The organism is Cupriavidus sp. IK-TO18 (assembly GCF_015549295.1).
Taxonomy (GTDB): Bacteria; Pseudomonadota; Gammaproteobacteria; order Burkholderiales; family Burkholderiaceae; genus Cupriavidus; species Cupriavidus oxalaticus_A.
This window is the reverse complement of record NZ_JADGMP010000031.1, coordinates 66,850-93,737: the sequence shown is the minus strand read 5'-3', so window position 1 is coordinate 93,737 and position 26,888 is coordinate 66,850. Positions and strand designations below refer to the sequence as shown.

The window sequence follows — 26,888 nt, the reverse complement described above, 5'->3', positions numbered from 1 at the left end:
GGGCGACTTAGTAGGACTTGCTTCCATTGCGTTCGACGCGCGCGGGCCGTTGCCTGGCACTGGTGCAACGCAGCATAGACTCGGCTTGCCCTGCCTGGCAAAGCAGTTTACGGTAGCGGATCGGTGTGCGCATCCTCCGCGCGTCTCTTGCACCGAGGCGTTCATCGCCGTTCTCATCACTCTTCGTGGAATTCGATCCACGGACCAGCTGTCGTAGGTTCCGATTTTCCGACCCCGGCAAAGGAGGCCACTATGCTAAGTCCGCACGAAATCGCTGCATTACTACTGCTCGGCGATGCACCGGATATCGATGATCTAGAACCTGACCAACTGGACGGCTTGCTGGCTCACAAACTGGTCACGATGGAACATGGGCATGATAGCGGCAACGCTTATCCCCGCCTGACAAGCCAAGGACATTCGATGCTCGAGGCCGTCCGAAGCATTCGGTAAGTCTTTGTTCTAAGCTTGGTCTATCTCCGCACGTCGGCAACGCCGTGCCTACGTACGCCCTCGCCTGTATGCTGGCGGAAGGGCAACGGCAGTAACCCGCGCGGCAGTCGTCGAAGGACATCAATATCTTGATGGTAGACATTGTCCAGTCGGCACCAGCCGAGCTGGCCACGCCGGGACGAAAGGATGCTGCGGTGTCGTTATGCGCAGGTTTCGGTCACCCACCAATAGGGGGAGGCCAGCATGGAGCGTAAATGTGATGATGTCCGTGACAGGTCTGCGAACAACCCGTCAACACTCATAGCCCTCGACCAATGGCCGAGGGTTTTTCTTTTTTCGCGCCAATTACCGGGGAGCATTGGTCGAGCGATATTAGCGCCGTGGAGCTAAGTCGACGCGGCCGCCAAAGACCGGCCAGACATGTGCAGGCTTCGTGACGGACGAGCCCTAGTCCGTCAACGGCTCAGGCGCGTGTATCGCTTAAGCCTACTGGATCAGGAAACGCTCGGGCCGCTTGCCCAGCCACGCCGGCATCCGCCCGCGACCCGACCAGGTTTTTCCGCTCTTGGGATCCCTGTACTTCGGCAGCAGGGGTGCCTTTTCCACAGCAGCATCCGAACTTCCGGCCGGACGGTCCCGATGGCGCCGTGGGGCAATGTCTTCCGGAGAGAGCTCATATCGAAGCATCAGTTCCCTAATCTTTCCAATGACGCTCGGGACCTCATTGGCGCGCGCCTCTTCAATCTGAGCCTCCAATGCTTGCTTCTGCGCCAGCAGTTCTTCATACGTTGCCATCCTTGACTCCTATATTGGTTCACTACGCAGAAATGGGTACGCTTGGTCGCTATTAGGCAGGCACCCAGTTATTAGAGGTAGCTCAGACTCAGGTCTGCTTACGTCTGGATCAGCTACGCGGCGCCCTACTCGCCTAGCGAACGAAGAAACGCTGGAACCTTAGCGCGGCTGGTGGCCTGAACACGGGCGATGAGGGCGTAATCGACTTGGCGCACTCCGTACGTTTGAGCGATATCGTGTTGTAGTCGATGCCACAGATGACAGGTCATTTCAGCGTCGGCCATCGCTCGGTGCGCACGCCCCGGCTTGGGCAATTCCAGCATATCGACGAGTGTCGACAACCTGTGATTTTGAGCGTGTGGGTAGATACGCCTGGAAGTGAGCATCGTACACGCGAAGTGCTGATTGGCTGCGATGTCCAGAAGGCCAAGCTCGGCTTGCCAAAACCTTCGGTCAAAACCAGCATTGTGGGCTACCACCGGATGTCGGCCGACAAACCGGGCCGCTTCACGCATGACCGTTGATGCAGCAGGCGCATCAGCAATCATGTCATTGGTTATTCCGGTCAGGCTTACGACCTGGGAGGGGATATGCCTTCCAGCATTCATCAAGCTTTGATAACGATCGACGATCTGGCCGTCGCACAGCAGGATGACAGCAATTTCCGTGGCACGGTCACCAAGACTTGGCGACAATCCCGTCGTTTCAAAATCCAGAACCGCAACCGTCTGCATCTTGCTTCTAAGTTTTTTGGTGCCGACGGCGAAACTCGAACTCGCACAGCTTTCGCCACTACCCCCTCAAGATAGCGTGTCTACCAATTTCACCACGTCGGCTGGGAAGAAACGATATTGCCTGACGTCGGGCTTTTAGACCTTTCAACAACAGGGGCGGCTGGCGTTTGCCTTCGCTTCGGCCCCATTGCGCGGACATCGTTCCACGCCTCGCATTCTAACCTACCTTTCTGATGTGGCAACGCGCACTTCGGCACACCCCTTCGAAGGCGAGCTCGACGACATATCCGGCCGCGGGCAGACTCATGCCGCACATGACCTGTGCCGAGGCCTATCTTCGCGCGACAAGCGGCTCGTCACGATTGACGACTGTACTCACTACGACTTGTTCCGTGGACCTGCCTGGCGTACTGAAGTCTTCCCCAGGATTTTCGATATGATATGAGACGACAGGTAAGCAGCGAGCTCTAGAGGCTGGCGCTTGTCCAGAGCCAGCCCGGCACATGCATCGGCTGCTCAGTTCATCCTCAATGAGCAGTAACCGTACGCGCAAACCTGGTGGGCCGGGTGGGATTCGAACCCACGGTGGGATATGTCCGGCGGATTATGAGTCCGCTGCCTGCAACCAACACGGCGTCCGGCCCTGTAACGACGCGCGAGATTCTACCCTGATGTTCGCACAACGTGCCATTGCCGCTTCTCGCGTGTTGGCAGTGAACGTGCATTACGTTCAAATGCAGAGCAATCAAAGGAACCCGTGCGGCGGCTTCGGCCGGATAGGCATCGAAACAGAATTGTGTGCCAGATTCAAACCGCACCTGTCGTTGATCGATGCAGGCACCCTCGCTACGATAGCAAACTGCGGGGATAGGCAGTTGCCTCTGCCTTGTGCGGAATCAGCGGATCTTGTCAAATCCAGCAGCCGCCCACCGGGCGACGCTGTCGCGCGTCAGGCGAAAGTCGGGCGGTACTTTGACGCTTGCAATCACTTCACCGAAGGGATCCGCGGCCGTGAGCGTACCGAAGGGCTCGAATTCATCTGGCGTGACGACGAGCTTGACGGTCACGGTCCCAGAATCGGTCTCGAGATTGCACTGCTTGTTGAGTTGAGCGTGCAGTTGCTGCTCATGCCGCCGGATGACTTCCGCGGCAGTCTTGACCAGCGTCTGGTGGGCCGTGGCATCGAGCGGCTTCGGATCGACCTTGTTTCGACCCATGGTCCAGGGACTAACAAGCGCCGGCTCGGCGCTGCCATCCCGGATCATCTCGACGGCCCAGCCGTCGCCATCCTCGTTCTTGATAACCCGGGCAGTCCAGCCCTTGTCTCGCCAAAGTCGGGGCTCGTGGATTGCAGAGGCTTCGTGCTCCAAAAGGGAGTCGTCGGTGTGGTGCATAAACCTCGTCGCACAGGTCAAGGAAGCAATATTCCATGCCTCATCCACTATGACCCAGGCGGAAAAAAACGGTTGATCGATCGATGTCGGCTGCGATTGGCTGAGCTCAGGGCTCGATGCACGGTTCAGCCGAGCAGGCTGGGCGCAAGCTGTGCGTCCAGCTTCGGTCATCGACCGGTCGGCGACGTGCCGTACCGGCCGAGGCCAAGATCACGCCGAAACTTCGGGTGTCGCTACGGTCGGATCCACTTTCTTTGCGGGAGTCCGCTTCTTCGTCACGGCTTTCACTGCGGCCTTTTTCGGCGCAGCTTTTGCAGAGGCTTTGCTACCGGTCACAGCCTTTTTCGGGGCCGCCTTCGTGGCGGCTGCTTTGCCAGTGGCCTTCTTGGCGCCCGCAGTCTTTGCCTTCTTCGCCGCCAGCTTGTCCTTTGCGGCTTGCTTCTCGAAGCGAAGCGCGGACCTTGCGGCTTCCACTGCCTGCGCAACTTCGCGCTTTGCTGCCTCAATGGCCTTCTTGGTGTCGGCGCGCAGCTTCAGCAGGCGCTTTTTCGCTGCCAGAGCCTCACGCGCGAGCACGCTGGCCTTTTTCGTTGGCACGGCCACCTTCTTGGCGGCAGACTTGTTCTTCGAGACTGCACTGACCTTCGTTGTTTTCGTTGCAGCGACCATTATGGATTACCCGTTGGTTGTGAAGCGCGGAGTATAACCGTACGTGTGCCTGCCTAATAGAGGCCTATCTCTTCATTGCCTTGCGACGGACTCGGCCGGCGCAGCCAAGGGCAGCCGAGTTGCCCTACTCCGCCGCGTTCAACGGCAGCCGCTGCCCATCTCCAGACGCTCGAACGGTCGGCTCCGCTGAGGCGGTTGCCATTCGCCCCGTCAGTCGCCTTCGAAGCGATTCGGCCATTCGGGACACCCTCACTATTTCGTCTTTTGTGACAAGCGCGCCAGCTGATTTTCGCCGCGCGGTCGCCATCGACATCCCACCTCGTGGGACTGAGGTTTTGGTACCCTTTCACGGAAAGTCATATTTCTCTTGGCAAAATTCGGCAGTTCGCGGGAGACCGTCACAAAGTTGAAGGTTGGTCAGCTGGCAGCGAAGCCGGGAGCGAATTTAATCAGGTTGTCCTACAGTCAGATGAAAAGACAGTTCACAAGACATGTGCAACGCAGCGGACAGGCCTACCCCGGACGGTTGGTCGAGCCGAGGATTCGGTCGGTCCAGAGGCAATCGAAGATTCGCCCTGTTCAACCTAGGCCGGAGGGCCTGCTGATTGATTTCTCAGCCGCTTCCCTTGACAACCTGCAGCTTCAGCGCTGGCTGCAACAGTGCGATTGGAACGGGCGCCTGTGACTGCTCCCGACATTCTCGTGCCACACCTGACGCCCGGCGGGCACCTACTTGCAGTACCGGAGGACGCCGCGCCAATCTTGGCAGATGAAACGCGACAGCGGCTTGGGAGTTCGTTTGCGCTTGGCGCGGGGCATGGCCTGCTGCACCTGGGAACGGCCGAAATCGGTCGCATTTTGCCCCCTGCATGGGCCTGGTGGCGTGATTTTGCGGCGCGCTATGTCACCGCCTTGTGCGCCACGCCCGAAGGCGGCGAGATCGCGGTCGCAACGCCTGCTGCCAAGGATTTCGATGCCATGATTGGCGATGCACCGCCGATGACGGGCGGCGAGTATCTGACGCCAGAGGTGCTGGGCACGTTGTGGGGCGAGATCGATACTGCCTTGCACCAGGAACTGGCAACTGCAAACGTCTCGCTTCAGGATTTCCTCAAGCTGCGTCACCCGGCCTGGAATCTCGTCGGCCGCGTGCATTTCAACCTTGCTGAGAACCGCAAGGACCCGGAGTCACCGTTCGCCTTCCTTGCGACTTACACCTCGCGTCTGTCGGCCCATGGTAAAGCGCAACATCAGCCACTGTCACAGGCCCTGGCGGAATTCTCCGGAGTCAGGAGCAAGGCGCAGCTCCTGTCATTACTGCTGCCGGTGCAGCGCGCCGCGGAACATTGCGATTGGCTTCGCGAAATGGTGGATACCGGCGAGATATACCATCCGCTGCGCTGGACGCCGCTCGATGCCCATCGCCTTCTCTCGGACCTGTCCAAACTCGAAGCCGCCGGGATTGTCGTACGCATGCCGGGCGTCTGGCAGGCGGGCCGCCCTGCTCGTCCCGTTGTGAAAGCTAGCGTCGGAGCACGCCCGCCCTCGCTCTTGGGCAAAGACGCGCTGCTGGACTTTAGCATGGAGGTCTCCCTCGACGGCGAGCGTCTCAGCGCCTCCGAGGTCAGGGACCTGCTCAAAGGCGCCGACGGCTTGCAACTCATCCGTGGTCGCTGGGTCGAGGTGGATAAGAAAAAGCTCAGTCGCCTCATGAAGCGATTCGAGGCCATGGAAAAGGCGGCGCAAAGCGGCCTGCCTTTCAATGAGGCCTTACGCCTTCTGGCGGGTGTTTCGCTTGACGATAGCGCCGACCCCGCTGACCGCGACTGGTCGCAGCTTGTTGCAGGGCCGTGGCTGGCCGACATCCTGCAGGAGTTGCGTCAGCCGGAGGGGTTGGCGCAGATCAGCCCGGGACCGGAACTCAAGGCCACCCTGCGGCCCTACCAACAGGCCGGCGTGCGGTGGTTGTACCTGCTCACCCGGCTCGGCCTGGGCGCTTGCCTGGCGGACGACATGGGCCTGGGCAAGACCATGCAGGTGCTCTCGCTTCTGCTCGTGCTGAAGCGCGAAAGTGCCGAGGCGCGGCCCAGCCTGCTGGTCGCCCCAGCATCGCTGCTGGCCAACTGGGCGGCCGAGGCCGAGCGCTTTGCCCCCGGCTTGCGCCTACTGATCGCCCATCCGTCGGTCATGCCGGCGGCCGAATTGCGTGCGCTGGACCCCGCGCGACTTGCGGACATCGATCTCGTCATCACCAGCTTTGGCTCGCTTCTTCGCCAGCCGATCCTGGGGGCCTTCCGATGGCGCGTTGCCATTGTCGACGAAGCACAGGCGATCAAGAATCCGGGCGCCAAGCAAACGCGACAGGTCAAGCAGCTGCAGGCGCAATCGCGCATCGCGCTGACCGGAACTCCTGTGGAAAACCGCCTGTCCGATCTGTGGTCCATCTTCGATTTCACCCACCCCGGTTTGCTGGGCTCAGACAAGGTCTTTGCCAACTTTACCAGGCGGCTGGCGAAGGCCGAGCACTTCGGTCCGCTGCGAACGCTCGTGCGGCCCTACATCCTGCGCCGCCTGAAGACCGACAAGCGGATAATCGACGACCTTCCGGACAAGACCGAGCTCAAGGCCTGGTGCCACCTGAGCCCGAGCCAGGCGGCACTGTATCAGCGTGCGGTGAAGGATCTGGCTGTTGCGCTTGAAGATGCCGAAGGCATCGGTCGCAAGGGGGTAGTGCTGAGCTTCCTGATGCGCTTCAAACAGATCTGCAACCATCCGTCGCAATGGTTGGGCGACGCCGCCTGGAAGGCGGAAGACAGCGGCAAGTTCGCCCGCCTGCGCCAACTGGCCGAAGTCATTGCCGCGAAGCAGGAAAAGGTGCTGGTATTCACCCAGTTCCGCGAGACCACTGAGCCGCTGGCGGCATTTCTGGGTTCGGTCTTTGGCCGCGAAGGGCTGGTGCTTCATGGCGGCACCCCGGTAGCCAAGCGCCGCGAACTGGTCAAGCGATTCCAGGAAGATGAGCTGACACCGTTCTTCGTGCTCTCGCTCAAGGCCGGTGGGGCAGGTCTGAACCTTACCGCCGCGTCGCATGTAATCCATTACGACCGCTGGTGGAACCCGGCCGTGGAAAACCAGGCGACTGATCGTGCATTTCGTATCGGCCAGCGGCGGAACGTCCTGGTGCATAAGTTTATCTGCCGTGGCACGATCGAGGACCGTATCGATCAGTTGATTGAAGCGAAGCAGCAATTGGTGAAGGATGTGTTGGAAGGTGGCGCAGAACTCCTGCTTACCGAGATGAGCGACCGTGAATTGCTCGATCTCGTGAAGCTCGACGTTCATGCCGCGCAAGAAAACTGATCGTCAAGAGGGATCGGAATGGGTTACGGTTACGGGGGATGGAAGCCCTATGTCTCAGTCGCCGAGCGCAGGAAAAAGGCTGAACGGGCCGCCGAGAAGGCGAAGAAGGCTGGTTCGGTGCTGTCGCCAATCGCGTCATACCGCGGTGCCATCGCCAAGACCTTCTGGGGCAAGGCCTGGTGCGACAACCTGGAAAGCTACAGCGACTATGCCAACCGCCTGCCGCGCGGCCGTACCTATGTGCGCAACGGTTCAGTAATCGACCTTCAGATTACGGCAGGCGAAGTCCGCGCGCAGGTAATGGGTTCGAGTCTGTACACGGTCGCTGTGTCCGTGACGGCGTGTCCTGCAAAGCAATGGCGAGCGATCGGCGCCGATTGCGCGGGGTCGATCGATTCGATCGTGGAACTCTTGCAGGGCAAGCTCTCGTCAGCCGTGATGGAGCGCATCTGCAAACCTCGCAGCGGTCTTTTCCCGGTACCGGAAGAAATCAGGTTCAGTTGCAGTTGTCCGGACTGGGCGTCAATGTGCAAGCACATTTCTGCCGTACTCTACGGTATCGGCGCGCGGCTCGACCAACAGCCGGAATTGCTCTTCGCCCTGCGCCGCGTCGATGCCAATGATCTCGTCAGGCAGGCAGGCGCTGGCCTGCCCAAATCCACAAAGCGACCCGCCACCAGCAGGGTACTCGACGACGCCCTGGTGGCCGATGTGTTTGGCCTCGAGATGGCCGACGCTAGCCCACCGCCGAAGCCTGCTGTCGGACGTGACAAGCCACCGGCAGCTAAGGTGACAGCGAAGAAGGCGACCAAGTCGGTCAAGTCGGCCGTCTCGACAACGCGCAAGCCACCTGCGAACGCGAAGATTGCGGAGGACAATCAATCGGAAACAAGGAAGTCATCAGTCAAGGCATCTGCTGGGCCACGTAGATCAGCATCAGGCACCGTTGTTGCCGGTAAAGCAAACTTGGCGACATCGCCTGCAACCCCGAAAGAGGCTGCAACAAGAAAGCGCGCCAGTACTCGACCGGTAAAGGGGACGTCCCGCTAAACGCCGATTCCATCTCGCATGGAAGCAGTCGTCAACGGTCGGTGGATGACCATGGAGCTGGGTCTTCGGGCCGCGATGAGCGCTGCGGTACCATCATCATGCATCGGCCCTTGACGAAGACCGATGTCCGGCTGTCACCGAATATCGCTGGGCCGTTCAACTCGCAACCCATGGGAGTACAGGCATGGTCGCAGTCAAATACGACGATCTTTCCATGGCGTTCGACTTCGTGAGCTACGCGGCGCCGATGGAGCACAACGCGTATGTCTCACTCGATACGGGCAAAGTCTATTGGACTTCTGAGTTCAACGACACCTTCGACGAGGAGGTTCCTGACGACCTTGAAACCTCGGACCGCTACCTTGCGATACCGCATAAGAACGAGCTCGGTCTTGGGCGAAGTCTCGTCCTCCAATTTGTTGCACAGGAGTTACCTGAGTGTTGCGAGCAGGTGGAAGAATTCTTCCGACGACAAGGCGCTTACGCGCGCTTCAAGGACTTGCTGGAGCGCAATGGCATTCTCGAGCTCTGGTATTCGTTTGAAGCCGACTCGACCGAAAGAGCGCTGAGGCAATGGTGTGTCGAAAGCGGCCTGGAGATTCTGGAGTCATAGCGCGGCATAGACATGCCGCAATGTCCGGCCGTAAGGGGCCCGCCGCGCATTTCGACTTTGCTGCCGTTTCGAGCGTCTGCGCTTCGACGGCCGACTGAGATGCCGGTGGCGCCGACCGACGTCTCACCCTCCCCCCTTCCACATAACCGCCCTGCTACCGGCAAAATTCCTCAGTATGGGCGTCACGTTCAAATTTGGCTGCGTTCACGCGGAGCGCTTCGTGATCGAGGCAGAATCAATCAGGCGCACCGCCCTCCACTTTGATACCTAAGTCGTCGGGCTGCCAAAGCGACGCGACCTCGAATGTCTACCGCCGTACTCTGGCGGGCCGCCTTAGTTGAACAGCAGCGCGGCATAGTTGCGGGCGCTGTGCAGCACGTGCAGCACGTCGATTCGCTCAGGCGGATCGCCCACCACGCGGTAGAAGATCTGGTAGTTGCCGTGTACTCGGTGCCGGACGCCTCGGTCCTCATAGCGAGGGACCAGCGGGAAGGCAAGCGGCATGTCTGCGAGCGACAGGCACCGGTCGCGCAACTCCTGTACGAAGGAGAGCGCGCGGCGCGGGTTGTCGCGGGCAATGTAGTCGGCGATGGCTTCGAGTTCGGCCTCGGCCAGCGGCGTCAGGCGAACGACGATCATGCGCCGTGCCCGGGTGTTCTGCCTGCCGCGGCGCGATACTTGGCTTCGAGGCGGTCGAACACGGTGGCTGCGTCGGTGCCGCGGCCCGCGTCCGCCTCAGCCAGGCTTTGCGCGAGCGCCGCGTCCAGCGCCATCAGTTGCGCTTCACGGTCCTGAATCAGACGTACGCCTTCGCGAAGTACTTCGCTCTTAGAGCCATAGCGGCCCGAGGCGACAAGTTCAGTCACGTAGCGCTCAAGTTGCTGTCCAAGGTCGGCACTGATCATATTGGTCCTCTTCAGACGGGGCCGGCGCAGGGCGTACACCGGTGTCATGAAGTGTACCGCCCTTGATAATAGTTATCAAATTCCAGATGAAAAGTGCAGAAAGAAGTACCAGCGACGCCGTAGCCACCGCATGTTGCGCTGCACAACGTCGGCTGGTATTATCTAGCATCCCCCCATTGTGCGCACACCGGATTTCGCGAGAGGCATTCAGGCCTCGACTGTCCGTGCGTCATTCCACGATTTCGTTCGCACCCCGACAGGCTTGACCAGCCGTCATGCCCGCGACGATCGTCGGCCAACTTGTCGAGGAGAGTGTATTGGCTAATCCAGTTCGCGACGATTCAGCATCCCGCACAATCGCGGTCACGTCAAAGACCGGCCGCCGCTCTCCAAAAGGAAAGATCCAGGCGGTCGCAACACCGCTGGACATCGCGTCCATGGCGCGCCAGGATGAGGAGCGTCAACGCCAGATGCGCGCGCTGATCGCGCTTGGCCGTGAGCGCGGCTATCTCACCCACTCGGACATCAACGACCACCTGCCCGACAACTTTACGCAAACTGCGGCGATGGAGACGATCGTCAGCACGTTCAGCGACATGGGGGTGGCCGTGTACGAGCAGACGCCGGACGCGGAGACGCTCCTGTTAAGCGACGCCGCGCCTGCCGCGGCATCCGACGATCAGGCGGACGAGGAAGCGGAAGCTGCACTGTCGACCGTCGATTCCGAATTCGGCCGCACTACTGATCCGGTTCGGATGTACATGCGCGAAATGGGCGCCAGTGAACTGCTGACTCGCGCCGGCGAAATCGAGATCGCAAAACGCATCGAAGGCGGCCTGCAGGACATGATTCAGGCGATCGCCGCGTGTCCGTCAGTCGTGGCCACGATTCTTGCCGATGTGGACCGCATCGTTGCCGGCGAACTGCGTATCGACGAACTGGTCGATGGCATCAGCGACGCCGTGAACGAAAGCGAAATGGCGCTAAAGTCCGATGACGTTCAAGTGGAAGCAGACGCCCCCGACGATGACCCGGACGGTGATGACGCTGAAACGGACACCGTGGATCCGGAGAAAGCGAACGCAGCCCGCCTCGAACAACTCACAATCGACAGTCTTGCGATTTTCGCGCGCGTGCGTGTACTGTTCGAGCAGTTGCCGGATGCACCCGTTACTGGGAAAGCCCGTTTCGCAGCCGTTGCGCAACTGCGCTCGGAGATCCAGCGCGAACTAGGACTGATCCGCTTTACGGCCAAGACTATCGACCGCCTGTGTGCCACTGTGCACGAACAGGTTACCGAGGTTCGTGCGATCGAGCGCAGCATCCTGGAGATCGCCGTCGACCGTTGCGGCATGCCGCGCGAGGCGTTTGTCGAGTCGTTCCCGGGCCACGAGACCGACCTTGAATGGGCCAGCCACATGGCGGCGACTTCGCGGCAGTTTGGCGCGGCGCTCGAGCGACATCTGCCGGCCATTCGGGCCGGCCAGCAGAAACTCATCGACATCGAGGCCAGGGTCTCGCTGTCGCTCCAGCAGCTCAAGCGGATCAACCGCCAGATGAGTGCCGCAGAGTTAAAAATGCGGCAGGCCAAGCGAGAGCTGATCGAAGCGAATCTTCGTCTTGTCATTTCCATTGCCAAGAAATACATGAACCGCGGCATGCAGTTCCTGGATCTAATCCAGGAAGGCAATATCGGCCTGATGAAGGCGGTGGACAAGTTCGAATACCGGCGCGGCTGGAAGTTTTCGACGTACGCCACTTGGTGGGTCCGGCAGGCTGTCTCGCGTGCGCTTGCCGATCAGGCGCGGACCATTCGTGTGCCGGTCCACATGATCGAGATGATCAACAAGCTGAATCGGATTTCGCGCGAATTCCTGCAACAGACGGGACAGGAAGCGCATCCTTCCGTCCTCGCCGAGCGCATGGAGATGTCCGAGGAAAAAGTGCGCAATATCCTCAGGAGCGCAAGGCAACCTGTCTCGCTCGAGACCCCTGTGGGCGACGACGCCGACGCGACGCTCGGTGACATGATTGAGGATGTCTCTGCGAGTTCACCGGCTGAGGCCGCGATTCACGCGAACATGCGCGCCGCGATCGATGAAGCGCTCGACGGGTTATCGCCGCGCGAGGCCAAGGTCCTGCGGATGCGATTCGGGCTCGATACGACCTCTGATCGGACGCTTGAAGAGGTCAGCAAGCAGTTCGACGTGACCCGCGAGCGGATTCGTCAGATTGAGATCAAGGCGATGCGCAAACTGATGCATCCCAGTCGCGCTGACAAGTTGAGGCCCTTTCTTGAGCAGTGAGCAAAGGCGAGGAGAACGCGCCCCCTTTCCACGCCCTGCTCCAGACCCACAGCGATCACGCATTGGCCCCTGCCCTGACAGGACGCGTTTGCGGTGCGGAAAACTTACAGCGGTTTGATGTTCGCCGCCTGTTTCCCCTTGGGACCTTGCTTGACTTCAAAACTGACCTTCTGGCCCTCCTGAAGTGATTTGAAGCCGTTTCCCTGAACCTCGGAGAAGTGCGCGAACAGGTCATCGCCGCCGTCGTCCGGCGTGATGAACCCAAAACCCTTCGCATCGTTAAACCACTTGACGGTACCTGTTGCCATGTTCTGAATGTTCCAAGGAAGACTAGTTGTCGATGACGACACCGGCCTGCGCCAAATGTGCGGCTTCAATCTTGTAGCACGGGTGAGCCTTCGCTGACAATCCAGCTTTTTTCGAATTGCTCCGACGAACTGCAACATGACGTTGTGCGCGAAGGCTTGCGTCAACTCGCCGGTCAGCGTGGTTTCGAATTCCCTGGCCACCTAAAACGATCACGGACGACAAGGCGCGTTATCGCACCTTATCGCGGCGCCTTGGTCCGGTCGGCAAGGGCCCGAGCGGCTGACGGAGGTTTCGCACCCACCTAGGCGAGTGGCCGCAGTGGCTTCGACACCGGACCATTGCGATAAGGCGCCATTCACACCCGCCTTGGGACGTGGCATTAGCCGTACGAACCAAATAGAAACTCCGTACGCGACGACCATATGCGCGATGGTGGACGGGGGGGTGAGCACGTAACCGGGTTCGGCGCGGGGCATCGGCTACCTCGTACTGCAAGCAGAGGACACGTTCGATATCTACACGATGTTCGCCAGCATCGTCGTGCTGACGGCGCTGCTCGATGTGACCGCGAGAAGTGGCTGACGACGTCCGGCGACACACAGACGCCGTCATTTCCCGGCGAGGGTGTCTCCCCCTCCCCTCGTCGCGGGAACAGGGAGCACAGTGGCATCACGGCGTGATGACGATCTTCCCCGTCACCTTGCGCGCTTCCATATCCTTCAACGCCTGCGGTGCCTGTTCCAGTGGATAACGCATCGAGATATGCGGGCGGATCTTGCCTTCCTCCATCCAGCCCAACATCTGCGCCATACTGCCCTGGTTGGTCTTCGGCTCGCGGCGCGCGAACTCGCCATAGAACACGCCCACCAGGGACGCCCCCTTGAGCAACGCCAGATTCAGCGGCATCTTCGGAATCTCGCCATTGGCAAAACCTACCACAAGGTAGCGGCCGCGCCAGGCGATGGACCGGAATGCCGGTTCGGCATAGACGCCGCCCACCGGGTCGTAGATCACGTCCGGACCCTTGCCGTTGGTCAGGGCCTTGATACGCTCGCGCAGGTCTTCGGTGGTGTAGTTAATCACGGCGTCCGCACCGTGTTCCTTGCACACCGCGAGCTTTTCATCGGTGGATGCCGCGGCAATCACGCGCGCGCCGATCGCCTTGCCGATTTCTATAGCTGCCAACCCCACACCGCCGGCCGCGCCAAGCACCAGCATGGTTTCGCCGGCCGTGAGCTCGCCGCGGTCCACCACCGCATGGTGGGAGGTACCGTAGGTCAGTGTGAAGGCGGCAGCCACGTCGAAGTCGATGCCGGGTGGCATCGGCACCACGCCCTTGGCAGGCGCCTTGGCTTGCGTCGCGAATGCGCCATTGCTCAGGTAGGCGATGACCTTGTCGCCCGCTTTCACATGTGTGACACCGGCGCCCACGGCGTTGACCACGCCGGCCAGCTCGGAGCCCGGCGAGAACGGCAGTTCTGGCTTGACCTGGTACTTGTTCTGGATTACGAGCACGTCGGGGAAATTCACGCCGGCGGCCTTAACGTCGATGACGACTTCACCTTCGCCCGGCACCAGGTCGGGCAATGTCTCCAGCGAGAGGGAATCGGGGGGGCCCCAGGCTTTGCACAATACGGCTTTCATCTTGTCTCCCATACGTGAAGTAGTCTTGCCGTTGCATGCGCGGCAGAACTGTGACATAAGTTTAGAAGTGACGCGGCGGCGACGACTAAGAGAGCACCCCCCGTACGTCTTTATTGCTACTTAGAGCCTCGCGACGCAAGGAGTGGGGACTCCCTATCCGCCAGAGTCAAAATGTAGGAGCCTATGCCCTACGGCGACGCCGTTTATGGCAGAGCCTGTCGATCATATGGATAGCGCCCCGCGAGACTGGATCCTCTAAGACGCGGTGGCAAGCGCCTGATTGATCTTGCAAACCAAGATGAAAGGGTCGACATCTCTCAATTCTGTCAGTCCTTTTTTTGATCGTTATGGTTCAAAATGTCCCGTTCGGATCAGGCGGCCACATATTTGAGCCAGCGCCCGCCATCCACGATGAGGTTCTCACCGGTGACGTATCCGCCCAGATCGGAAGCGAGGAAGACTGCGGCGTTGGCGATGTCCTGCTTGCGGCCGAAGCGGCCCAACGCAGTCTTCCTGGCTTCGAGGTCGCCATTGCCTGCGTCGATATACATCCGCTGCACACCCTCCGTATCGCCGATGGGGCCGGGAGAGATTGTGTTGACGCGGATGTTGTCGCCACCCCATTCCACCGCGAGCGTGCGGGACAGCGAGAGGATGCCGCCCTTTGCTGCGGAGGCATGGGCTGAACCCGGCCAACCCGTGACGCCCAGCATCGTGATGATGCTGATGATGGAGCCGCCGTGCGGTGACGCCTTCAGATACGCGTAGGCGGCATGACAGCCGTGAAAAGTCCCGTTCAGATCGATATCGATCACCGTGCGCCATCCGTTGGGCGAGAGTTCCGCCGTCGGGCAGACAAAATTGCCCGCCGCATTGTTCACCAGGATATCCAGCGTCCCGAACCTCTCCACGGTGGTCTCGACGGCTGCCTTGACCTCTTCGTAGCTGCGCACGTCCACCTTGAACGCTGCGGCTTTTCCGCCTTCATCAACGATAGCCTTCGCGGCGGCCTCGACGCGCTCCTGGTTGCGGCCGACCAGCATTACGTTCGCACCCAGCCGCGCATACGTCGTGGCGATTTCCAGTCCGATGCCGGTACCGCCGCCGGTGATAAGGGCAGTGCGGCCCTTCAGAGTGTCATTCGAATACATCAGAGTTTCTCCGTAGGTTGCGCCTCAACTGAACCAAACGGGCGAGAGAGGGTCAAGCTCGCCCGCGCTTTTAATCATTGCCCTCTAAGCCATTCCACGATTACATCGTCGTTCAGTTCAGCGAAGTCTGGCGCCGTGACACTACCCACGCAAACGACGGCGTGGTCGCCAAGCTTCTATCACTGCCACCGTTCGCGTGCAGGTTCGGCGCCCAGGTCGTTGTTAGCCAGCCTCGCCACTTCGCTGGCGAGCTAGAGCGCCACCGCTTACCCCACGCCATGACCGGAACCGGTGATCAACGCCACCTCACCGTCGAGCGATTCCGTCGTCATGTGGCCAGTCCTACGGTCATTCCACCGCATACGTAAATCACCTGACCGGTCGTGAAGCCGGCGCGCGCATCAAGCAGTCCGCTGACCATATGCGCTACCTCTGCCGGCTCACCCATGCGGCGCACGGGAATCGCGTCGACGATGCGCGTCGTCGCGGGCGCGCCCGGGGGATTGACGCGCTGAAACAACTCGGTAGCGATCGGCCCTGGCCCAATAGCGTTCACCGTGACGCCGTCTGCAGCAAGTTCGAGCGCCAGCGTCCTCGTCAGTCCGTGCAAGCCGGCCTTCGTGGCCGAATAGGCAATGCGTTCGCTCTTCCCCAGCGCAGCGCGGCTCGATATGTTGACGATGCGGCCAAATTTCGCCTCGCGCATGGCAGGCAGCACCGCCTGCACGCAGGTGATAACCGCGGTTAGATTTACTGCCACCACCGCCTGAAGGTCAGAGGCGGTGACCACATCAATGGCGGCAGGGCGAACGATTCCCGCGTTGTTCACCAGACGCGTAATGTGCCGGCCGGAAGTCGCCTTGAGAAGCGCCTCGCGAAGTGAATCCGGATTTGCGAGATCCGCCTCCACATAGGCCTCGCCTGGCAGCACTTGGGTGGGGCGCGCGATGTCCAGGTTGATGACATCATAGTCATCCTCAAGGAGCCGCTCGATGGTAGCTCGCCCGATGCCGTTCGAGCCGCCAGTGACCAGCACCGAACCCTCTTGGTGTCGATTTGCCATAGTCAGATGAACTTTCCGGTGATCCCACCGTCGACCATCAACTCGGTACCGGTGATGTAGGCAGCGGCGTCCGATACGAGGAAGGCGCACGCATGAGCCACGTCCCATGCGGTGCCCATGCGACCCACTGGTACCTGTCGGGCGCGCTCCTGCCTGGCTCGATCGAAATCCTCCGCGTCGTACATCTTTGCCACTGTGCTGGCAATCCGCGGGGTGTCGATCAATCCGGGAGCTACCGTGTTGGCACGGATACCGTCGGCCGCGTATTCGTGGGCTACCAGTCGGATGTATTGCTCCGTGGCCGCCTTCGTCACGCCATACGCCAGGTGCGGATACCCGAGATAACGATGCCCTGCGATGGATGAGATGGCGACGATGGCCCCGCGACGCCGTTCTTTCATGTCTGGCAGCACCGCTTGCGCGCACAGCAGCAGGCCGCCAACGTTGATTCCATTGATACGCGCCATGTCGGCCGCGCTTGTTTCCATCGCGCCACCTACCTTGCCGATGCCAACGTTGTAGTGCAGCACATCCACAGCGCCAAATGCATCGCGCGCCTCGCCAAAGAGTCGCACGACATCCTGCTCAAGCGCCACGTCTCCGAAAAGGGCAATCGCACGGCCGCCCTCCGCTTCGATCAGCCGCAATGTCTCGCGGGCAGAGGCTTCGTCGAGGTCAACAACCGATACGCTCGCGCCCAGGCGGGCATACAACACCGACGCGGCGCGTCCGATGCTCCAACCGGGTCCGGCCGAACCGCCACCTGCAACGAACACATGCCGACCATCGAGGCGCAGCGGCATCGCAAGATCTGTTTCCATGACTTTCCCCCTCACTTAACGAGGCTGCATGCGGATCGCCCCATCCAACCGGATGGTTTCACCGTTCAGCATTTCGTTCTCGAGCAACTGGACCACCAGCTTTGCAAACTCCTCGGGCTGCCCCAGCCTCGCAGGAAACGGCACGGAGGCAGCGAGACCCGCCTTCACCTTCTCCGGCACCCTTGCGAGCAGCGGCGTGTCGAAGAGCCCCGGCGCAATCGTATTGACGCGAATGCCGCGCTGCGCAAGATCGCGCGCCGCCACAAGCGTCATGCCCACGATGGCGGCCTTACCGGCGCTGTACGGGATCTGGCCAATCTGGCCTTCGAAGGCCGCAACGGAGGCTGTCAGCACGCAAGCACCGCGTTCGCCGCTCTCCTTGTGCGGTGCGGTCTTGGCAATCTCAGCAGCAGCCAGGCGCAAGACATTGAACGTACCAATGACGTTAAGCTGGATCACTTCGGCAAAGCTGGACAGGGAGCCTGGCGAGCCATCCTTCTCAACCAGACGGACCGGTGCGCCACGTCCGGCACAATGCACCAGCCAGCGAAACGGCGCGGCTTCGCTCGCTTGCGCTAGAGCGCGGCGCACGTCGTCTTCTTCCAGGACATTCCCTGGGACAAAGGAGGCCGTTGGCCCGAGGTGCTCGCACACCTCGGCGCCGCGCGATGACGGCAGGTCCAGGATAACGACATTCGCGCCGCCCTTGACCAATGCGGAGGCCGTAGCCAGGCCCAGGCCCGATGCACCGCCTGTGATGAGCGCAGAAGTATTCAGGAACGGTTGATTCATCGTGCGGTCTCCGCAGTAAAGGTTGGGGCGTTACGACCTTCGTCGGTGCGCCGGAAGGCCACTCGGACCGGCATGCCGATCCGCATGTCGTTATCATCGATCTCGACTAGGTTGGTCAGCATCGTGGGGCCTTCCTCCAGTTGAACGTACGCCACCGTATAGGGCTGAGCGGCGCGCCTCAAGGTGGAGAACGCGTAGACGGTACCGCGCCCGCTGAGCGGCTTCCACTCTGTATGATCGCTGCCGCAGAACGGGCAGATCTCACGTGGGTACCAATGCACCTTGCCGCAATCACCACAGGATTTTCCCAGCAAGACGCCCTCCTCGGCTGCGCGCCAGAATGGCAGGCTCTCAGGGTTAGCGGTAACGTACGGATCTTCTTGAAACGATTTCAGTGTCATCATGTCACTCCCTTTCGAGGATCAACGCGGAGTACGCATGCCCACCGCCGAGCACGAGGCCAGGCCCACTTGCCATCGCGATGGAGCAGTCCGGTACCTGGACCTTCGGATGGGCTTCACCTCGCAATTGCCTGACGGCCTCAATGACTTTGGTGACGCCGCCGCGATTCTGCGGATGGTTATTGCACAGACCGCCGCCATCGGTGTTCCAAGGCAGTGCACCCTTGCCGGAAATCAGATTGCCGTCGGCCACGAACGCACCGCCCTGCCCTTTCTTGCAGAAGCCGAGGTCTTCCAGTTGCATGATCACCATGATGGTGAAATTGTCGTAAATCGACGCATACTGGATGTCCTTCGGCTGGACGCCTGCCTGCGCAAAGGCTTCCTTGCCGGCCTTCGTGGCGCCAGTGACGGTCAGGTCTACCATGCCCCCCTGATTGGTGTTCACCGTTTCCCCGGTGCCGAGTACCTTGACCAGGGGCCGCTTCAGCGAACGCGCCACCGCCGCGCTCGTGACTACGAGTGCCCCGCCGCCGTCGGTGACCACGCAGCAATCCATCTTATGTAGCGGATCGGCTATGATGCCTGACGCCAATACGTCTTCTACCGTCACAAGCTTCGGCAGGAAGGCCTGGGGGTTGTGCTGCGCATGGGTCGATGCGGCCACCTTGACCCACGCCATCTGCTCCGCCGTAGTGCCGAACTCGTGCATATGGCGCTGCGCTGCCATCCCATAAATCGTAGCGATCGTCCATTGGCTCCCGCTGTCCCAGACAGCTTCAGGCCGGTCCGGGCTCAATGGGCGTGGCTTGATGCCTACCGACTGGCCGGTGCTGCGAGGGCGCCCCGCCATGGTGATCAGTGCTACCGAACATTTTCCCGCCGCGATGGCGGCGGCGGCGTGCGACACCAGCGAGATGTAAGAGCATCCGCCAAGCTCCGTGCTGTCGAGCCAGCGCAACCGTAGGTTCAGGTAGTCGGCCATCAGCAATGGAGTGCCGCCCGGCACATCGCCCGCGCAGAAATAGCCGTCGACATCGGCAAGCGTGAGCCCCGCGTCGGCGAGGGCACCCTTGGCGCATTCGGCGTGGAGCTGGGCGACGGACTTGTCCGGCGCGTGCCGAGTCGGATGCTCGTAGGCGCCACAGATATAGGCTTGGGTTTCGTTCATGGCAAGACTCTTCAATGGACAGAACGCTGGCCTGCGTTCCAGTGGAGCGACCGCAACGCCTTCTTGTCGATCTTGCCGAGAGCTGTAAGCGGCAACGCGTCAATGAATTGCACGCGCTTGGGGGTAGCCACGGCACCCTTGGCCTCGCGCACCGTTGCGGCAATCTCTTCTTCCGACAACTGGCAGCCATCCTTCAGTTGCACATAGGCCATGACCAGCTCGCCCCACTTTTCATCGGGAACGCCTATCACGGCTGCCGAAGCCACCGATGGATGCGCGCAGATCGCGTCCTCGATTTCCTTCGGATACACGTTGAACCCGCCTGAAATGATCATGTCCTTCTTGCGGTCGACGATGTAGTAGAGACCGTCAACGTCCTTGTAGGCAATATCGCCAGTGTGAAGCCAGCCGCCCTTCAATGCCGATGCCGTTTCCGTCGGATTGTTGAGATACCCAGACATCAGCAGCGGTCCGCGCACGCACACCTCGCCACGCTCGCCAGCCGGCACCTCGACGCCCTCTGCATCAAGCAGGCAAACGCGCATCAGAGGCGACGGGCGCCCCGCAGACGCAAGTTGAGCGTCGCTCAGACCCGAATGATCCTGTTTGCCCATGATCAGAATCGAGTTGGGCGACTCCGTCTGCCCGTAGCTTTGGATCAGGATCGGGCCCAGAAGATTCAGCGCCTGCCGGATGCGCGAAGGCGAGGTGGGCGCTGCACTGTAGATCAGCGAATGGAACTTGGACCAATCGACCTCATACACGCGCTCGCTATCCAGCAGCGCGTACAGCATGGTCGGCACCAACCAGGTCACGTTGCAGCCGTACCTGTTGATCGTGTCAATCACGCCGCCGGCGGAGAAGCTACGCATGAGCGTTACGCAGCCACCGCGCATCAGCGTGGGAACCACCAGCGATCCGGCCCCGTGCGAGATTGGCGCCACGCACAGGTATTTGATCTCCTCCGGCCATTCCTTGACAGCCAGATCGATTACCACATTGGTCGCGAGCGCGCGGTTGGACAGCATCACCCCCTTGGGGCGGCCAGTCGTTCCCCCGGTATAGGCCAGGCGAACGATGACCTCTGAATCGCCATAGGCGATGAGCGGCGCCGGCTGATAGCCCTTGATGGCATCTCCCAGGTCATCGAAGCCTGGAATCTCACCCAGCGACAGCCAAGTCCGCACCTTGCCGCAGCGTTCGCGCAGCGCCATGCCGCGCGCCTTGTGATAGGCATCCACTATCAGCACGCTGGCTCCGCAATCATCGAGCACATACTCGTGGTCGGCCTCGCTGCCCATGGCGTGAAGCGTGACTGAGCGCAAGCCGCGCATATATACGGCGGCGATGATCGCGAAGACTTCGAACCGATTGACGGCGAGCTGCGCGACCGTGTCGCCAGGTTGCAGCCCGATGCTATCGAAGTACTGTGCGATCTGGCTGATCTTCTCGCCCAGTGCCCGGTAGCTGACGGTGGCCTCGTCGTTCCGGAAGGCAATGCGATCCGGGAAGCGTTCGATCGCGGTGATGATGAGGTCCGCTACGGTGGACCCCTGTTGGGCTTCGTGAGACATGTACGTTCCTATTCAATGGTGACGTTGCCGGCCTTGATCATCCGTTCCCACTGCGGGCTGTCGGCCTTCATCTGCTGGGCGAAGGCATCCGCCGGAAGCGGGGCCGGCGTCAGGCCAAGTTCCTCGATCCGCTTGATGACCGCGGGTTGCTTCAGTGCCTCCTGCAGGGCATCCGAGATGGTTTGCTTGAGCGGCTCGGGCAGCCCCGCCGGACCCAATATGGCGTACCAGCCGATGGGTTCGAACCCGGAGAACCCCTTTTCCTTCAGAGTGGGCACTTGCGGCAGCAGGGGGTTGCGCTTCTGGCCGGTACCGGCGAGGATCTTCAGCTTGTCGCTCTGCAGGTGCGCGCGCAGGGAGGAGATATCGACAATTGCGGCATCCACCTGCTTGCCCAGCAGTGCCGTGATCAGCGGGGCCGACCCGGCATAGGGCACGTGGACCATATCAAGCTGGTTGCTCACATTGAACAGCGAGCCTTGCAGATGCGCGGAACCGCCATTTCCATTTGACCCGTAGCTGATATGCCCCTTTTGGGATTTCGCGTAGGCGACGAACTCGTCCACGTTTTGCACCGGCGTGGAGGCGGGAACGACGAGGTAGCTGGTCGATGTCGCAATCCGCGCAAGCGGCGTGAAATCCTTGAACACCGCGTAAGGCACATGCTTGTACAAGCTCGGTTCCTGGATGATCGCAGTCGTCGACACCAGAAGCGTGTAGCCGTCCGGTTTCGCACGCGCCACCATCGCATTGCCGATCTGGCCACTCGCGCCGGGCTTGTTTTCCATGACGACGCTGGTCTTCCAGCGCTTGCTCAGTTCATTGCCAAGCATGCGGGCCACGATGTCGGTGCCGCCGCCGGCAGCGAACGGGACGATGATCGTCACCGGGCGGTTTGGATAATTACCCGCCGCGGTGCCCTGCGCCGTAGCGAAGGTGGGACCCAGCGCCAGCGTCGTCGCCAGCATCAAGGCGCCTAGTGTTTGCCTGCGCCGTAGGCGCGACATTCCCATGGTCATGCTCGTCTCCAATCTGGTTATGTGCCGGCGGGCTCTGCTGGTCGGGTGACCACTGCGGGCTCGGCTGCCATGAAGTTTTCCGCTTATTTGCCTCGCTGAGAAGGCTAAAATGTCCGCCAGCCGGACAAACGAAAAGGTGAAGGAAAGTGACGAAAGCGCCCAACGATGAGGGCAACCGATCGCTCCAACGGGGATTAGACCTGCTCGACTGCGTGAGGCAACATGCTCACCAGGGCATCCGCGTCATGGAGATCATGCGGATTTGCGCGCTCGAACGGGCAACCGTATATAGGCTGTTAAGCACGCTGATCAACGCTGGCTACGTGACAAGGCGAGACAGATACTGGTACGTGCCGGGGCCGCGCTTGCAAGAAGCATCCAGCGGGGCGACGCCAGTGGACGATCTCGCGATGCGGCTGCAACCGGTGCTGCGGCACATCAGCGATATTACCGAAGACTCGGCATTTGCTGTGGTGCGCGAAGGCCCGCAATCTCTCTGCATCGCTCGGCAGATCGGCACGTTTCCCGTTCAGGTGCTGATCGTGCAGGTTGGCCGCCGTCAGCCTCTGGGCGTGGGCGCCGCCGGATTAGCGCTCCTCGCTGCGCTGCCCAAACACGAGGCCGCAGCAATCGTTGATGCGAACGCTTCTACGCTGGGCAGTTATGGCGGGATGACACCTGATCGCATGCACCTCTTGTTGAAAGCCACGCGAGAGCGCGGATGGTCCGTTATCGGTAACCACGTAGCGACGGACACGCTCGGCGTCGGGTTCGCAATTCCGGCGGTGGGCGGGGTGCCTCTGGCAGCCGTCAGCGTGGCTGCGCCGCTGGCGCGCATGCAGCGTCAGCGGCAGACCCACATCATCAAGGTTATTCAGAGCGCCATTGCCAAGTTTTTACCGGCAGGACTATAGGTGACTATAGGGAGCACACGCCCACTTCGCTTCAGTTACTCTCGGGAAAGGCTGGTTCTTCGGCAGGCTCGAGCGCCGATTTTCTGCCTTGATACTAGGTTGCCAGGTATGCCTCATGAACGGTCTGCGGCATCGCCAAACCTACTCTGCATCACTGGAGAGGCAGAGCAGCGTGGACGCCGGCAAAGACCTGCCGCCCCTATCCGGTCGGCTCTTCCCGACCCGAAAGGCCTTGTTGCCTGAGAGCGTGGCGGCGATGATTGATCGAGCCGGTTCCTAGACGTTGCGGGCCAGTCTAACCTTGCAACCGGGATAGTTTTGGCAACCCCAGAATGGCCCGGCGGGCCCTTTCCTCTCCACCATCTTGATTCCGCAGGCAGCGCATGTCGGCGTCAGGTAGTCGCCCCGAAACGCCTGCTTTAGTAACGTCGATTGCTTATACTGATCGAGTGCGCGAATTCGTTCGACGATTCCGGCACCATCAAGTAATTGAATGCCGGCCCGCTCTGCAGACTCCTGCACCGGCCGCCCGACATAGCCAGACAACGACCAAAAAACGCCTCGACGCACCTTGTGTTCGTGCATGACGCCGGCAAGTGCGCGGACCTGTTCCACCTTCACCGGCTTACTCCATGCTTTGCATTGGACCACCGCCACGGGAACATCCAGGCCAGCCTTGTACAAAGTAGCATCGATGCCGCCATCGGGCCCATGGGGGACGGTCTTGACCGTGAACCCCATCGCCTCGTAATACCCAACACAAAGCAGCTCAAATCGCTTCCACTCTAACTGCTTGAGGGCATCCAACGTCCAGCTATTAATTTCTGGCTTCTCCGGTACGGGTACTGTCCGCGCTGGCGGGCCAACGGCCTCCTTTGACTTGGCGGATTCACTGGAGGACCGGGGTGACTTGGGCGGCGAGGACGGTCGGCTCGTGCGGAAGCGCCGAGCCTTGATCGGGACTTCTTGCTTGCTGGTCCCTGCTCTACCTCGCGCACGGATGTATGACAGCACGCCCAGGAAGCCGAACATGGCGGCGGGAACCCAGGCTAACGACTGGCTTAACACGGAAATGCCCGTCAACAATGGACTCGACGCGAATATCGCTGGCACGACCGCGCGAAACACAATGTAGGCACCCACGGCCAGCGCGGCGGATACCCACCACGGCGCATCCATCAACACCTCGCTAAGCGAGGGCTCCTTTCTCCTGCGACCCATTTCTCTACCTGTTGTTGTTCTTCATCTCATGCAGCGGCATCCCGCCATCGGCAAATCTACACGATCTGATATACACGGCGGGTTGCAACAAGCCAACACCCCACCGACTACGGGTGGCAGAGCCGCTGACTGATGACTTTACCGATTCCACCATAGTTTCGCTTGACGGCATCCCTTAAACTGGATCCTTCGCGACACAGACGAAAACCATGAAAAAAGCCGGTCGGGTCAAGACGTGGCATGCAGACAAGGGCTTTGGCTTTATCGATGTCCACGCGGATACGAAAGATGTGTTCTTTCACATCACCGCGCTACAGACACGGGCCGTGACGCCAACGCCTGGCGACCGCGTGAGCTTCGAGCTCGGTAAAGGCCGGGACGGCCGGATGCAAGCCCTGAACGTCGCCATCGTCGGGGCGCCGAAGGCGCGGTCCGACGCAAGGCCCTGGCCGCTATTCGCGGGTCTCGCGGCCTTGGGGCTCATCGCCGGCGGCGCCCTGGCGGGTTATTTCCCGCGCCAGGCCGGCTTGGTCAGCCTCTTGGCCAGCCTCATCACGTTCTTCGCTTATGCCGACGACAAGACGCGGGCCAGCCGGAATACGTGGCGCACGCCGGAGACCACCCTACACCTACTCGCGCTCTGCGGCGGTTGGCCGGGGGCGCTTGCCGCCCAGCAGTTGCTGCGACACAAGAACCGGAAGCCGACGTTTCAGGTGACGTTCTGGGGCACCGTCAGCGTGAACATTGGCGCCATGGTGCTTTGGCAATCCGTCATGGCGGCGTGAGGAAGGGACAGCCGAAGTCCGCGGCAGCGAATGTCCAGGCAAAGTTGAAATGTCCGGTCGGCGGCAAAGTTAAAATGTCCGGTGAGTCTTCAGCTTGCTTGGTCAGTTTTTGGGGTCTGCTGTAGGGCGGTGGTGCTGGCCTGACACGCATGAGTCCAGCTCAGGGTGAGCTCTATCATGCCAGCGGATTCAGTAGTAGTGAGTCAGTTCTCCGTTCCGTTAAGCGGCCACGATTGCTTCTGCAAACGCTCTAGCCCTTCCAACATATCGGTCTGATCCAGCGAGCGCTGGGACTTTTTGCCAGGTGGCCGTCCACGCTTGCGGGGAGGTCCTTCAATGGTATGCAAAGAGTGAGATCGTGTGTTGTCGCGCTTTTCCTGAACATATTGGGCCAACTGCAGCACATGTCCGAGGCGCTTGTTATCGACGATCGCGCCCTGGTTCACCTCCGACACCTTGTCATAGGTGGTGAAGGTTAGCGAAATGCCGTTCGCCCGCGGTTCTATCCGCCCATCCGGGAAGTGATAGACCTCAATGTAGCGACCAGCAAGCTTGCGATGTTCCGGCGTGTCCGCCAACAGATAGAGCATTCTGTCGAACTGGATCGTCAGGCTCTTGGACACCCGACGGGGTGCGCGGCACGCAAAGATCAGATCCAGGTTCTCATCCGATCGCAGCGGCCGATGAGCGTTGTGGCTGTTGCGCGGCACTTTGGCAAAGCGCGCGTTGTAATCGGCGATGAATTCATGCGCAAACGCGTTGGCAGCCTCCATGGTGCTGATGCCTCGCAGACGTAGCTCCTTTACCAGCCGGTCTTGCAGCGTCAGGTGCGCCCGCTCAACGCGGCCTTTGGCCTGGCTGCTGTTGGCGCAGATGCTTTCAATGTTGAGTTCAAATAAGGCCCGGCCAAACTGGGTGTGGCCGTCGCCACTGGTGGCGTTGGGATGGTTGACGCGGAAGACGCTGGCCTTGTCGCTGTAGAACGCCACCGGCTTGCCGTGGCGCTCCAGATAGGTCCGCGTCGCGGCGAAATAGCTGAACGTAGACTCCGTGTGGGTAAAGCGCAGCTCCATGATCCGGCTGGTCGCGTCATCCACGTAGACCAGCAGCGTGCACGCCGGCGCACGCTCCTCGAACCAGCGGTGATCGCAACCGTCGATCTGAATCAGTTCGCCATAGCAGGCGCGCCGGTTACGAGGCTGGTTGACCTTCGGCGGCCGTTGTTTGCGCGGCACCCACAGGCCGGCTGCTGTCATCAGTCGGCGGATCGATTCTTTGGACAGCGTCAGCCCATGGCGCTCGCGCAGCTTCTCGGCCGCCAGCGTTGGGCCAAAGTCGCTGTAGTGTTCCCGAATCAGGCCGAGCGCTACGGCTTCGCGGTCCGCCGGCATGCGGTTGTTGCTGGGTCGACCGCGTCGGCGAGAAATAAGTCCGGATGGCCCTTCCTGCCTGTAGCGCTCCAGCAGACGCCGGAATTGCCTATCCGTGATCTCCAACCGTTCGGCAGCTACCCCGGGCCGCAATTGGCCGTCCACGACTGCCTGGACGGTCTTGAGCCTGTCTAACTCACGCATGCTTACTGTAATGACCTCGGTTCCAGCCATCGCCGGGCGTCCTTTTATGCATTCAACCGGGCAGGCTGAATACCACGGACAGGCGCCTCAGGCGGACATTTCAACTTTGCTAGAACCGGACATTACAACTTTGCCGCTACAGCGAAGTGAGCTAGATCGGGCGTTATGTT

General features: G+C 60.8%; 25 protein-coding genes, 2 tRNA genes and 1 pseudogene. 8 read left to right on the top strand and 20 right to left on the bottom strand.

Annotation, left to right across the window (positions count from 1 at the left end):
- Positions 1 to 939: 939 nt before the first annotated feature.
- The 3 genes from IPF36_RS24460 to IPF36_RS24450 all read right to left on the bottom strand — a co-directional run bounded on the left by IPF36_RS24460 (position 940) and on the right by IPF36_RS24450 (position 2,084).
- Positions 940 to 1,248, bottom strand: a complete 309-nt coding sequence (locus IPF36_RS24460) for an H-NS family nucleoid-associated regulatory protein (RefSeq protein WP_195430959.1) — start codon at positions 1,246 to 1,248, stop codon at positions 940 to 942.
- 125 nt (positions 1,249 to 1,373) lie between these two features.
- Positions 1,374 to 1,982, bottom strand: a complete 609-nt coding sequence (locus tag IPF36_RS24455; RefSeq protein WP_195430956.1) for a PolC-type DNA polymerase III — start codon at positions 1,980 to 1,982, stop codon at positions 1,374 to 1,376.
- 17 nt (positions 1,983 to 1,999) lie between these two features.
- Positions 2,000 to 2,084, bottom strand: a tRNA-Leu gene (locus tag IPF36_RS24450).
- A gap of 133 nt (positions 2,085 to 2,217) precedes the next feature.
- Between IPF36_RS24450 and IPF36_RS24445 the strand changes: the two genes are divergently transcribed.
- Complete coding sequence (locus IPF36_RS24445; protein WP_368671191.1) at positions 2,218 to 2,427, top strand: hypothetical protein; 210 nt, start codon at positions 2,218 to 2,220, stop codon at positions 2,425 to 2,427.
- A gap of 111 nt (positions 2,428 to 2,538) precedes the next feature.
- On the opposite strand, the gene IPF36_RS24440 is transcribed toward IPF36_RS24445, so the two are convergent.
- From IPF36_RS24440 to IPF36_RS24430, 3 genes are all read right to left on the bottom strand, one after another.
- Positions 2,539 to 2,626 (bottom strand) — tRNA-Ile (locus IPF36_RS24440).
- 252 nt (positions 2,627 to 2,878) lie between these two features.
- Positions 2,879 to 3,376: a hypothetical protein gene (locus IPF36_RS24435; RefSeq protein WP_195430996.1), complete on the bottom strand. Its 498-nt coding sequence runs from the start codon at positions 3,374 to 3,376 to the stop codon at positions 2,879 to 2,881.
- Positions 3,377 to 3,586: 210 nt separating this feature from the next.
- Positions 3,587 to 4,045 (bottom strand): fumarate hydratase, encoded by a 459-nt coding sequence (locus IPF36_RS24430; protein WP_195430953.1) that lies wholly within the window; start codon positions 4,043 to 4,045, stop codon positions 3,587 to 3,589.
- A 681-nt stretch (positions 4,046 to 4,726) separates the two neighbouring features.
- Here IPF36_RS24430 and IPF36_RS24425 point away from each other — a divergent pair.
- The 3 genes from IPF36_RS24425 to IPF36_RS24415 all read left to right on the top strand — a co-directional run bounded on the left by IPF36_RS24425 (position 4,727) and on the right by IPF36_RS24415 (position 9,068).
- Positions 4,727 to 7,405, top strand: coding sequence for a DEAD/DEAH box helicase (locus IPF36_RS24425; RefSeq protein WP_195430950.1), 2,679 nt, complete (start codon positions 4,727 to 4,729; stop codon positions 7,403 to 7,405).
- A gap of 18 nt (positions 7,406 to 7,423) precedes the next feature.
- Complete coding sequence (locus IPF36_RS24420) at positions 7,424 to 8,455, top strand: hypothetical protein (protein ID WP_195430946.1); 1,032 nt, start codon at positions 7,424 to 7,426, stop codon at positions 8,453 to 8,455.
- Positions 8,456 to 8,639: 184 nt separating this feature from the next.
- Positions 8,640 to 9,068, top strand: coding sequence for a hypothetical protein (locus IPF36_RS24415; protein WP_195430943.1), 429 nt, complete (start codon positions 8,640 to 8,642; stop codon positions 9,066 to 9,068).
- Between the two features lie 333 nt (positions 9,069 to 9,401).
- Here the strand turns inward: IPF36_RS24415 and IPF36_RS24410 are convergent, their stop codons facing one another.
- A complete protein-coding gene (locus IPF36_RS24410) occupies positions 9,402 to 9,707 on the bottom strand; it encodes a type II toxin-antitoxin system RelE/ParE family toxin (RefSeq protein ID WP_218959696.1) in 306 nt (101 codons plus the stop codon).
- Entirely contained in the window at positions 9,704 to 9,973 is a 270-nt protein-coding gene (locus tag IPF36_RS24405) for a type II toxin-antitoxin system ParD family antitoxin (protein WP_011154086.1), read from the bottom strand. The genes IPF36_RS24410 and IPF36_RS24405 overlap by 4 nt, the downstream gene beginning before the upstream one ends.
- Before the next feature lie 275 nt (positions 9,974 to 10,248).
- Between IPF36_RS24405 and rpoD the strand changes: the two genes are divergently transcribed.
- Complete coding sequence (rpoD, locus tag IPF36_RS24400) at positions 10,249 to 12,279, top strand: RNA polymerase sigma factor RpoD (RefSeq protein WP_195430940.1); 2,031 nt, start codon at positions 10,249 to 10,251, stop codon at positions 12,277 to 12,279.
- 104 nt (positions 12,280 to 12,383) lie between these two features.
- On the opposite strand, the gene IPF36_RS24395 is transcribed toward rpoD, so the two are convergent.
- Positions 12,384 to 12,587 carry a cold-shock protein gene (locus IPF36_RS24395; protein ID WP_013954359.1) on the bottom strand — a complete coding sequence of 68 codons (204 nt, stop codon included), beginning with the start codon at positions 12,585 to 12,587 and terminating at the stop codon, positions 12,384 to 12,386.
- Positions 12,588 to 13,047: 460 nt separating this feature from the next.
- On the opposite strand from IPF36_RS24395, the pseudogene IPF36_RS34840 reads away from it, so the two are divergent.
- Positions 13,048 to 13,140: pseudogene (locus IPF36_RS34840) on the top strand (ABC transporter permease); the annotation flags it as partial.
- 117 nt (positions 13,141 to 13,257) lie between these two features.
- Here the strand turns inward: IPF36_RS34840 and IPF36_RS24390 are convergent.
- The 9 genes from IPF36_RS24390 to IPF36_RS24350 all read right to left on the bottom strand — a co-directional run bounded on the left by IPF36_RS24390 (position 13,258) and on the right by IPF36_RS24350 (position 22,224).
- The gene (locus IPF36_RS24390) at positions 13,258 to 14,232 is read right to left on the bottom strand and encodes an NADPH:quinone oxidoreductase family protein (protein ID WP_195430937.1); all 975 of its coding nucleotides are present in this window, start codon (positions 14,230 to 14,232) and stop codon (positions 13,258 to 13,260) included.
- Between the two features lie 371 nt (positions 14,233 to 14,603).
- On the bottom strand, positions 14,604 to 15,383 hold the full coding sequence (locus IPF36_RS24385; protein ID WP_195430934.1) for an SDR family oxidoreductase: 780 nt from the start codon (positions 15,381 to 15,383) through the stop codon (positions 14,604 to 14,606).
- Positions 15,384 to 15,711: 328 nt separating this feature from the next.
- Entirely contained in the window at positions 15,712 to 16,446 is a 735-nt protein-coding gene (locus IPF36_RS24380) for an SDR family NAD(P)-dependent oxidoreductase (RefSeq protein ID WP_195430931.1), read from the bottom strand.
- A 2-nt stretch (positions 16,447 to 16,448) separates the two neighbouring features.
- On the bottom strand, positions 16,449 to 17,267 hold the full coding sequence (locus IPF36_RS24375; protein WP_195430929.1) for an SDR family NAD(P)-dependent oxidoreductase: 819 nt from the start codon (positions 17,265 to 17,267) through the stop codon (positions 16,449 to 16,451).
- Between the two features lie 15 nt (positions 17,268 to 17,282).
- Positions 17,283 to 18,059: an SDR family NAD(P)-dependent oxidoreductase gene (locus IPF36_RS24370; protein ID WP_195430927.1), complete on the bottom strand. Its 777-nt coding sequence runs from the start codon at positions 18,057 to 18,059 to the stop codon at positions 17,283 to 17,285.
- Complete coding sequence (locus IPF36_RS24365) at positions 18,056 to 18,463, bottom strand: Zn-ribbon domain-containing OB-fold protein (RefSeq protein ID WP_255519889.1); 408 nt, start codon at positions 18,461 to 18,463, stop codon at positions 18,056 to 18,058. Before IPF36_RS24365 ends, IPF36_RS24370 begins: the two co-directional genes overlap by 4 nt.
- Before the next feature lies 1 nt (position 18,464).
- Positions 18,465 to 19,631 carry a thiolase domain-containing protein gene (locus tag IPF36_RS24360; RefSeq protein WP_195430925.1) on the bottom strand — a complete coding sequence of 389 codons (1,167 nt, stop codon included), beginning with the start codon at positions 19,629 to 19,631 and terminating at the stop codon, positions 18,465 to 18,467.
- A gap of 11 nt (positions 19,632 to 19,642) precedes the next feature.
- Positions 19,643 to 21,205, bottom strand: a complete 1,563-nt coding sequence (locus tag IPF36_RS24355; protein ID WP_195430923.1) for an AMP-binding protein — start codon at positions 21,203 to 21,205, stop codon at positions 19,643 to 19,645.
- 8 nt (positions 21,206 to 21,213) lie between these two features.
- Complete coding sequence (locus IPF36_RS24350; RefSeq protein ID WP_195430921.1) at positions 21,214 to 22,224, bottom strand: tripartite tricarboxylate transporter substrate binding protein; 1,011 nt, start codon at positions 22,222 to 22,224, stop codon at positions 21,214 to 21,216.
- A gap of 146 nt (positions 22,225 to 22,370) precedes the next feature.
- On the opposite strand from IPF36_RS24350, the gene IPF36_RS24345 reads away from it, so the two are divergent.
- Positions 22,371 to 23,138 (top strand): IclR family transcriptional regulator C-terminal domain-containing protein, encoded by a 768-nt coding sequence (locus IPF36_RS24345; RefSeq protein WP_195430919.1) that lies wholly within the window; start codon positions 22,371 to 22,373, stop codon positions 23,136 to 23,138.
- Between the two features lie 276 nt (positions 23,139 to 23,414).
- Here the strand turns inward: IPF36_RS24345 and IPF36_RS24340 are convergent, their stop codons facing one another.
- Positions 23,415 to 24,317, bottom strand: a complete 903-nt coding sequence (locus tag IPF36_RS24340; protein ID WP_368671190.1) for a restriction endonuclease — start codon at positions 24,315 to 24,317, stop codon at positions 23,415 to 23,417.
- A 251-nt stretch (positions 24,318 to 24,568) separates the two neighbouring features.
- Here IPF36_RS24340 and IPF36_RS24335 point away from each other — a divergent pair, with 251 nt between their 5' ends.
- A complete protein-coding gene (locus IPF36_RS24335; protein WP_195430913.1) occupies positions 24,569 to 25,144 on the top strand; it encodes a cold shock and DUF1294 domain-containing protein in 576 nt (191 codons plus the stop codon).
- A 203-nt stretch (positions 25,145 to 25,347) separates the two neighbouring features.
- Here the strand turns inward: IPF36_RS24335 and IPF36_RS24330 are convergent, their stop codons facing one another.
- Entirely contained in the window at positions 25,348 to 26,748 is a 1,401-nt protein-coding gene (locus IPF36_RS24330; protein ID WP_195430910.1) for an ISNCY family transposase, read from the bottom strand.
- Between the last annotated feature and the right edge of the window lie 140 nt (positions 26,749 to 26,888).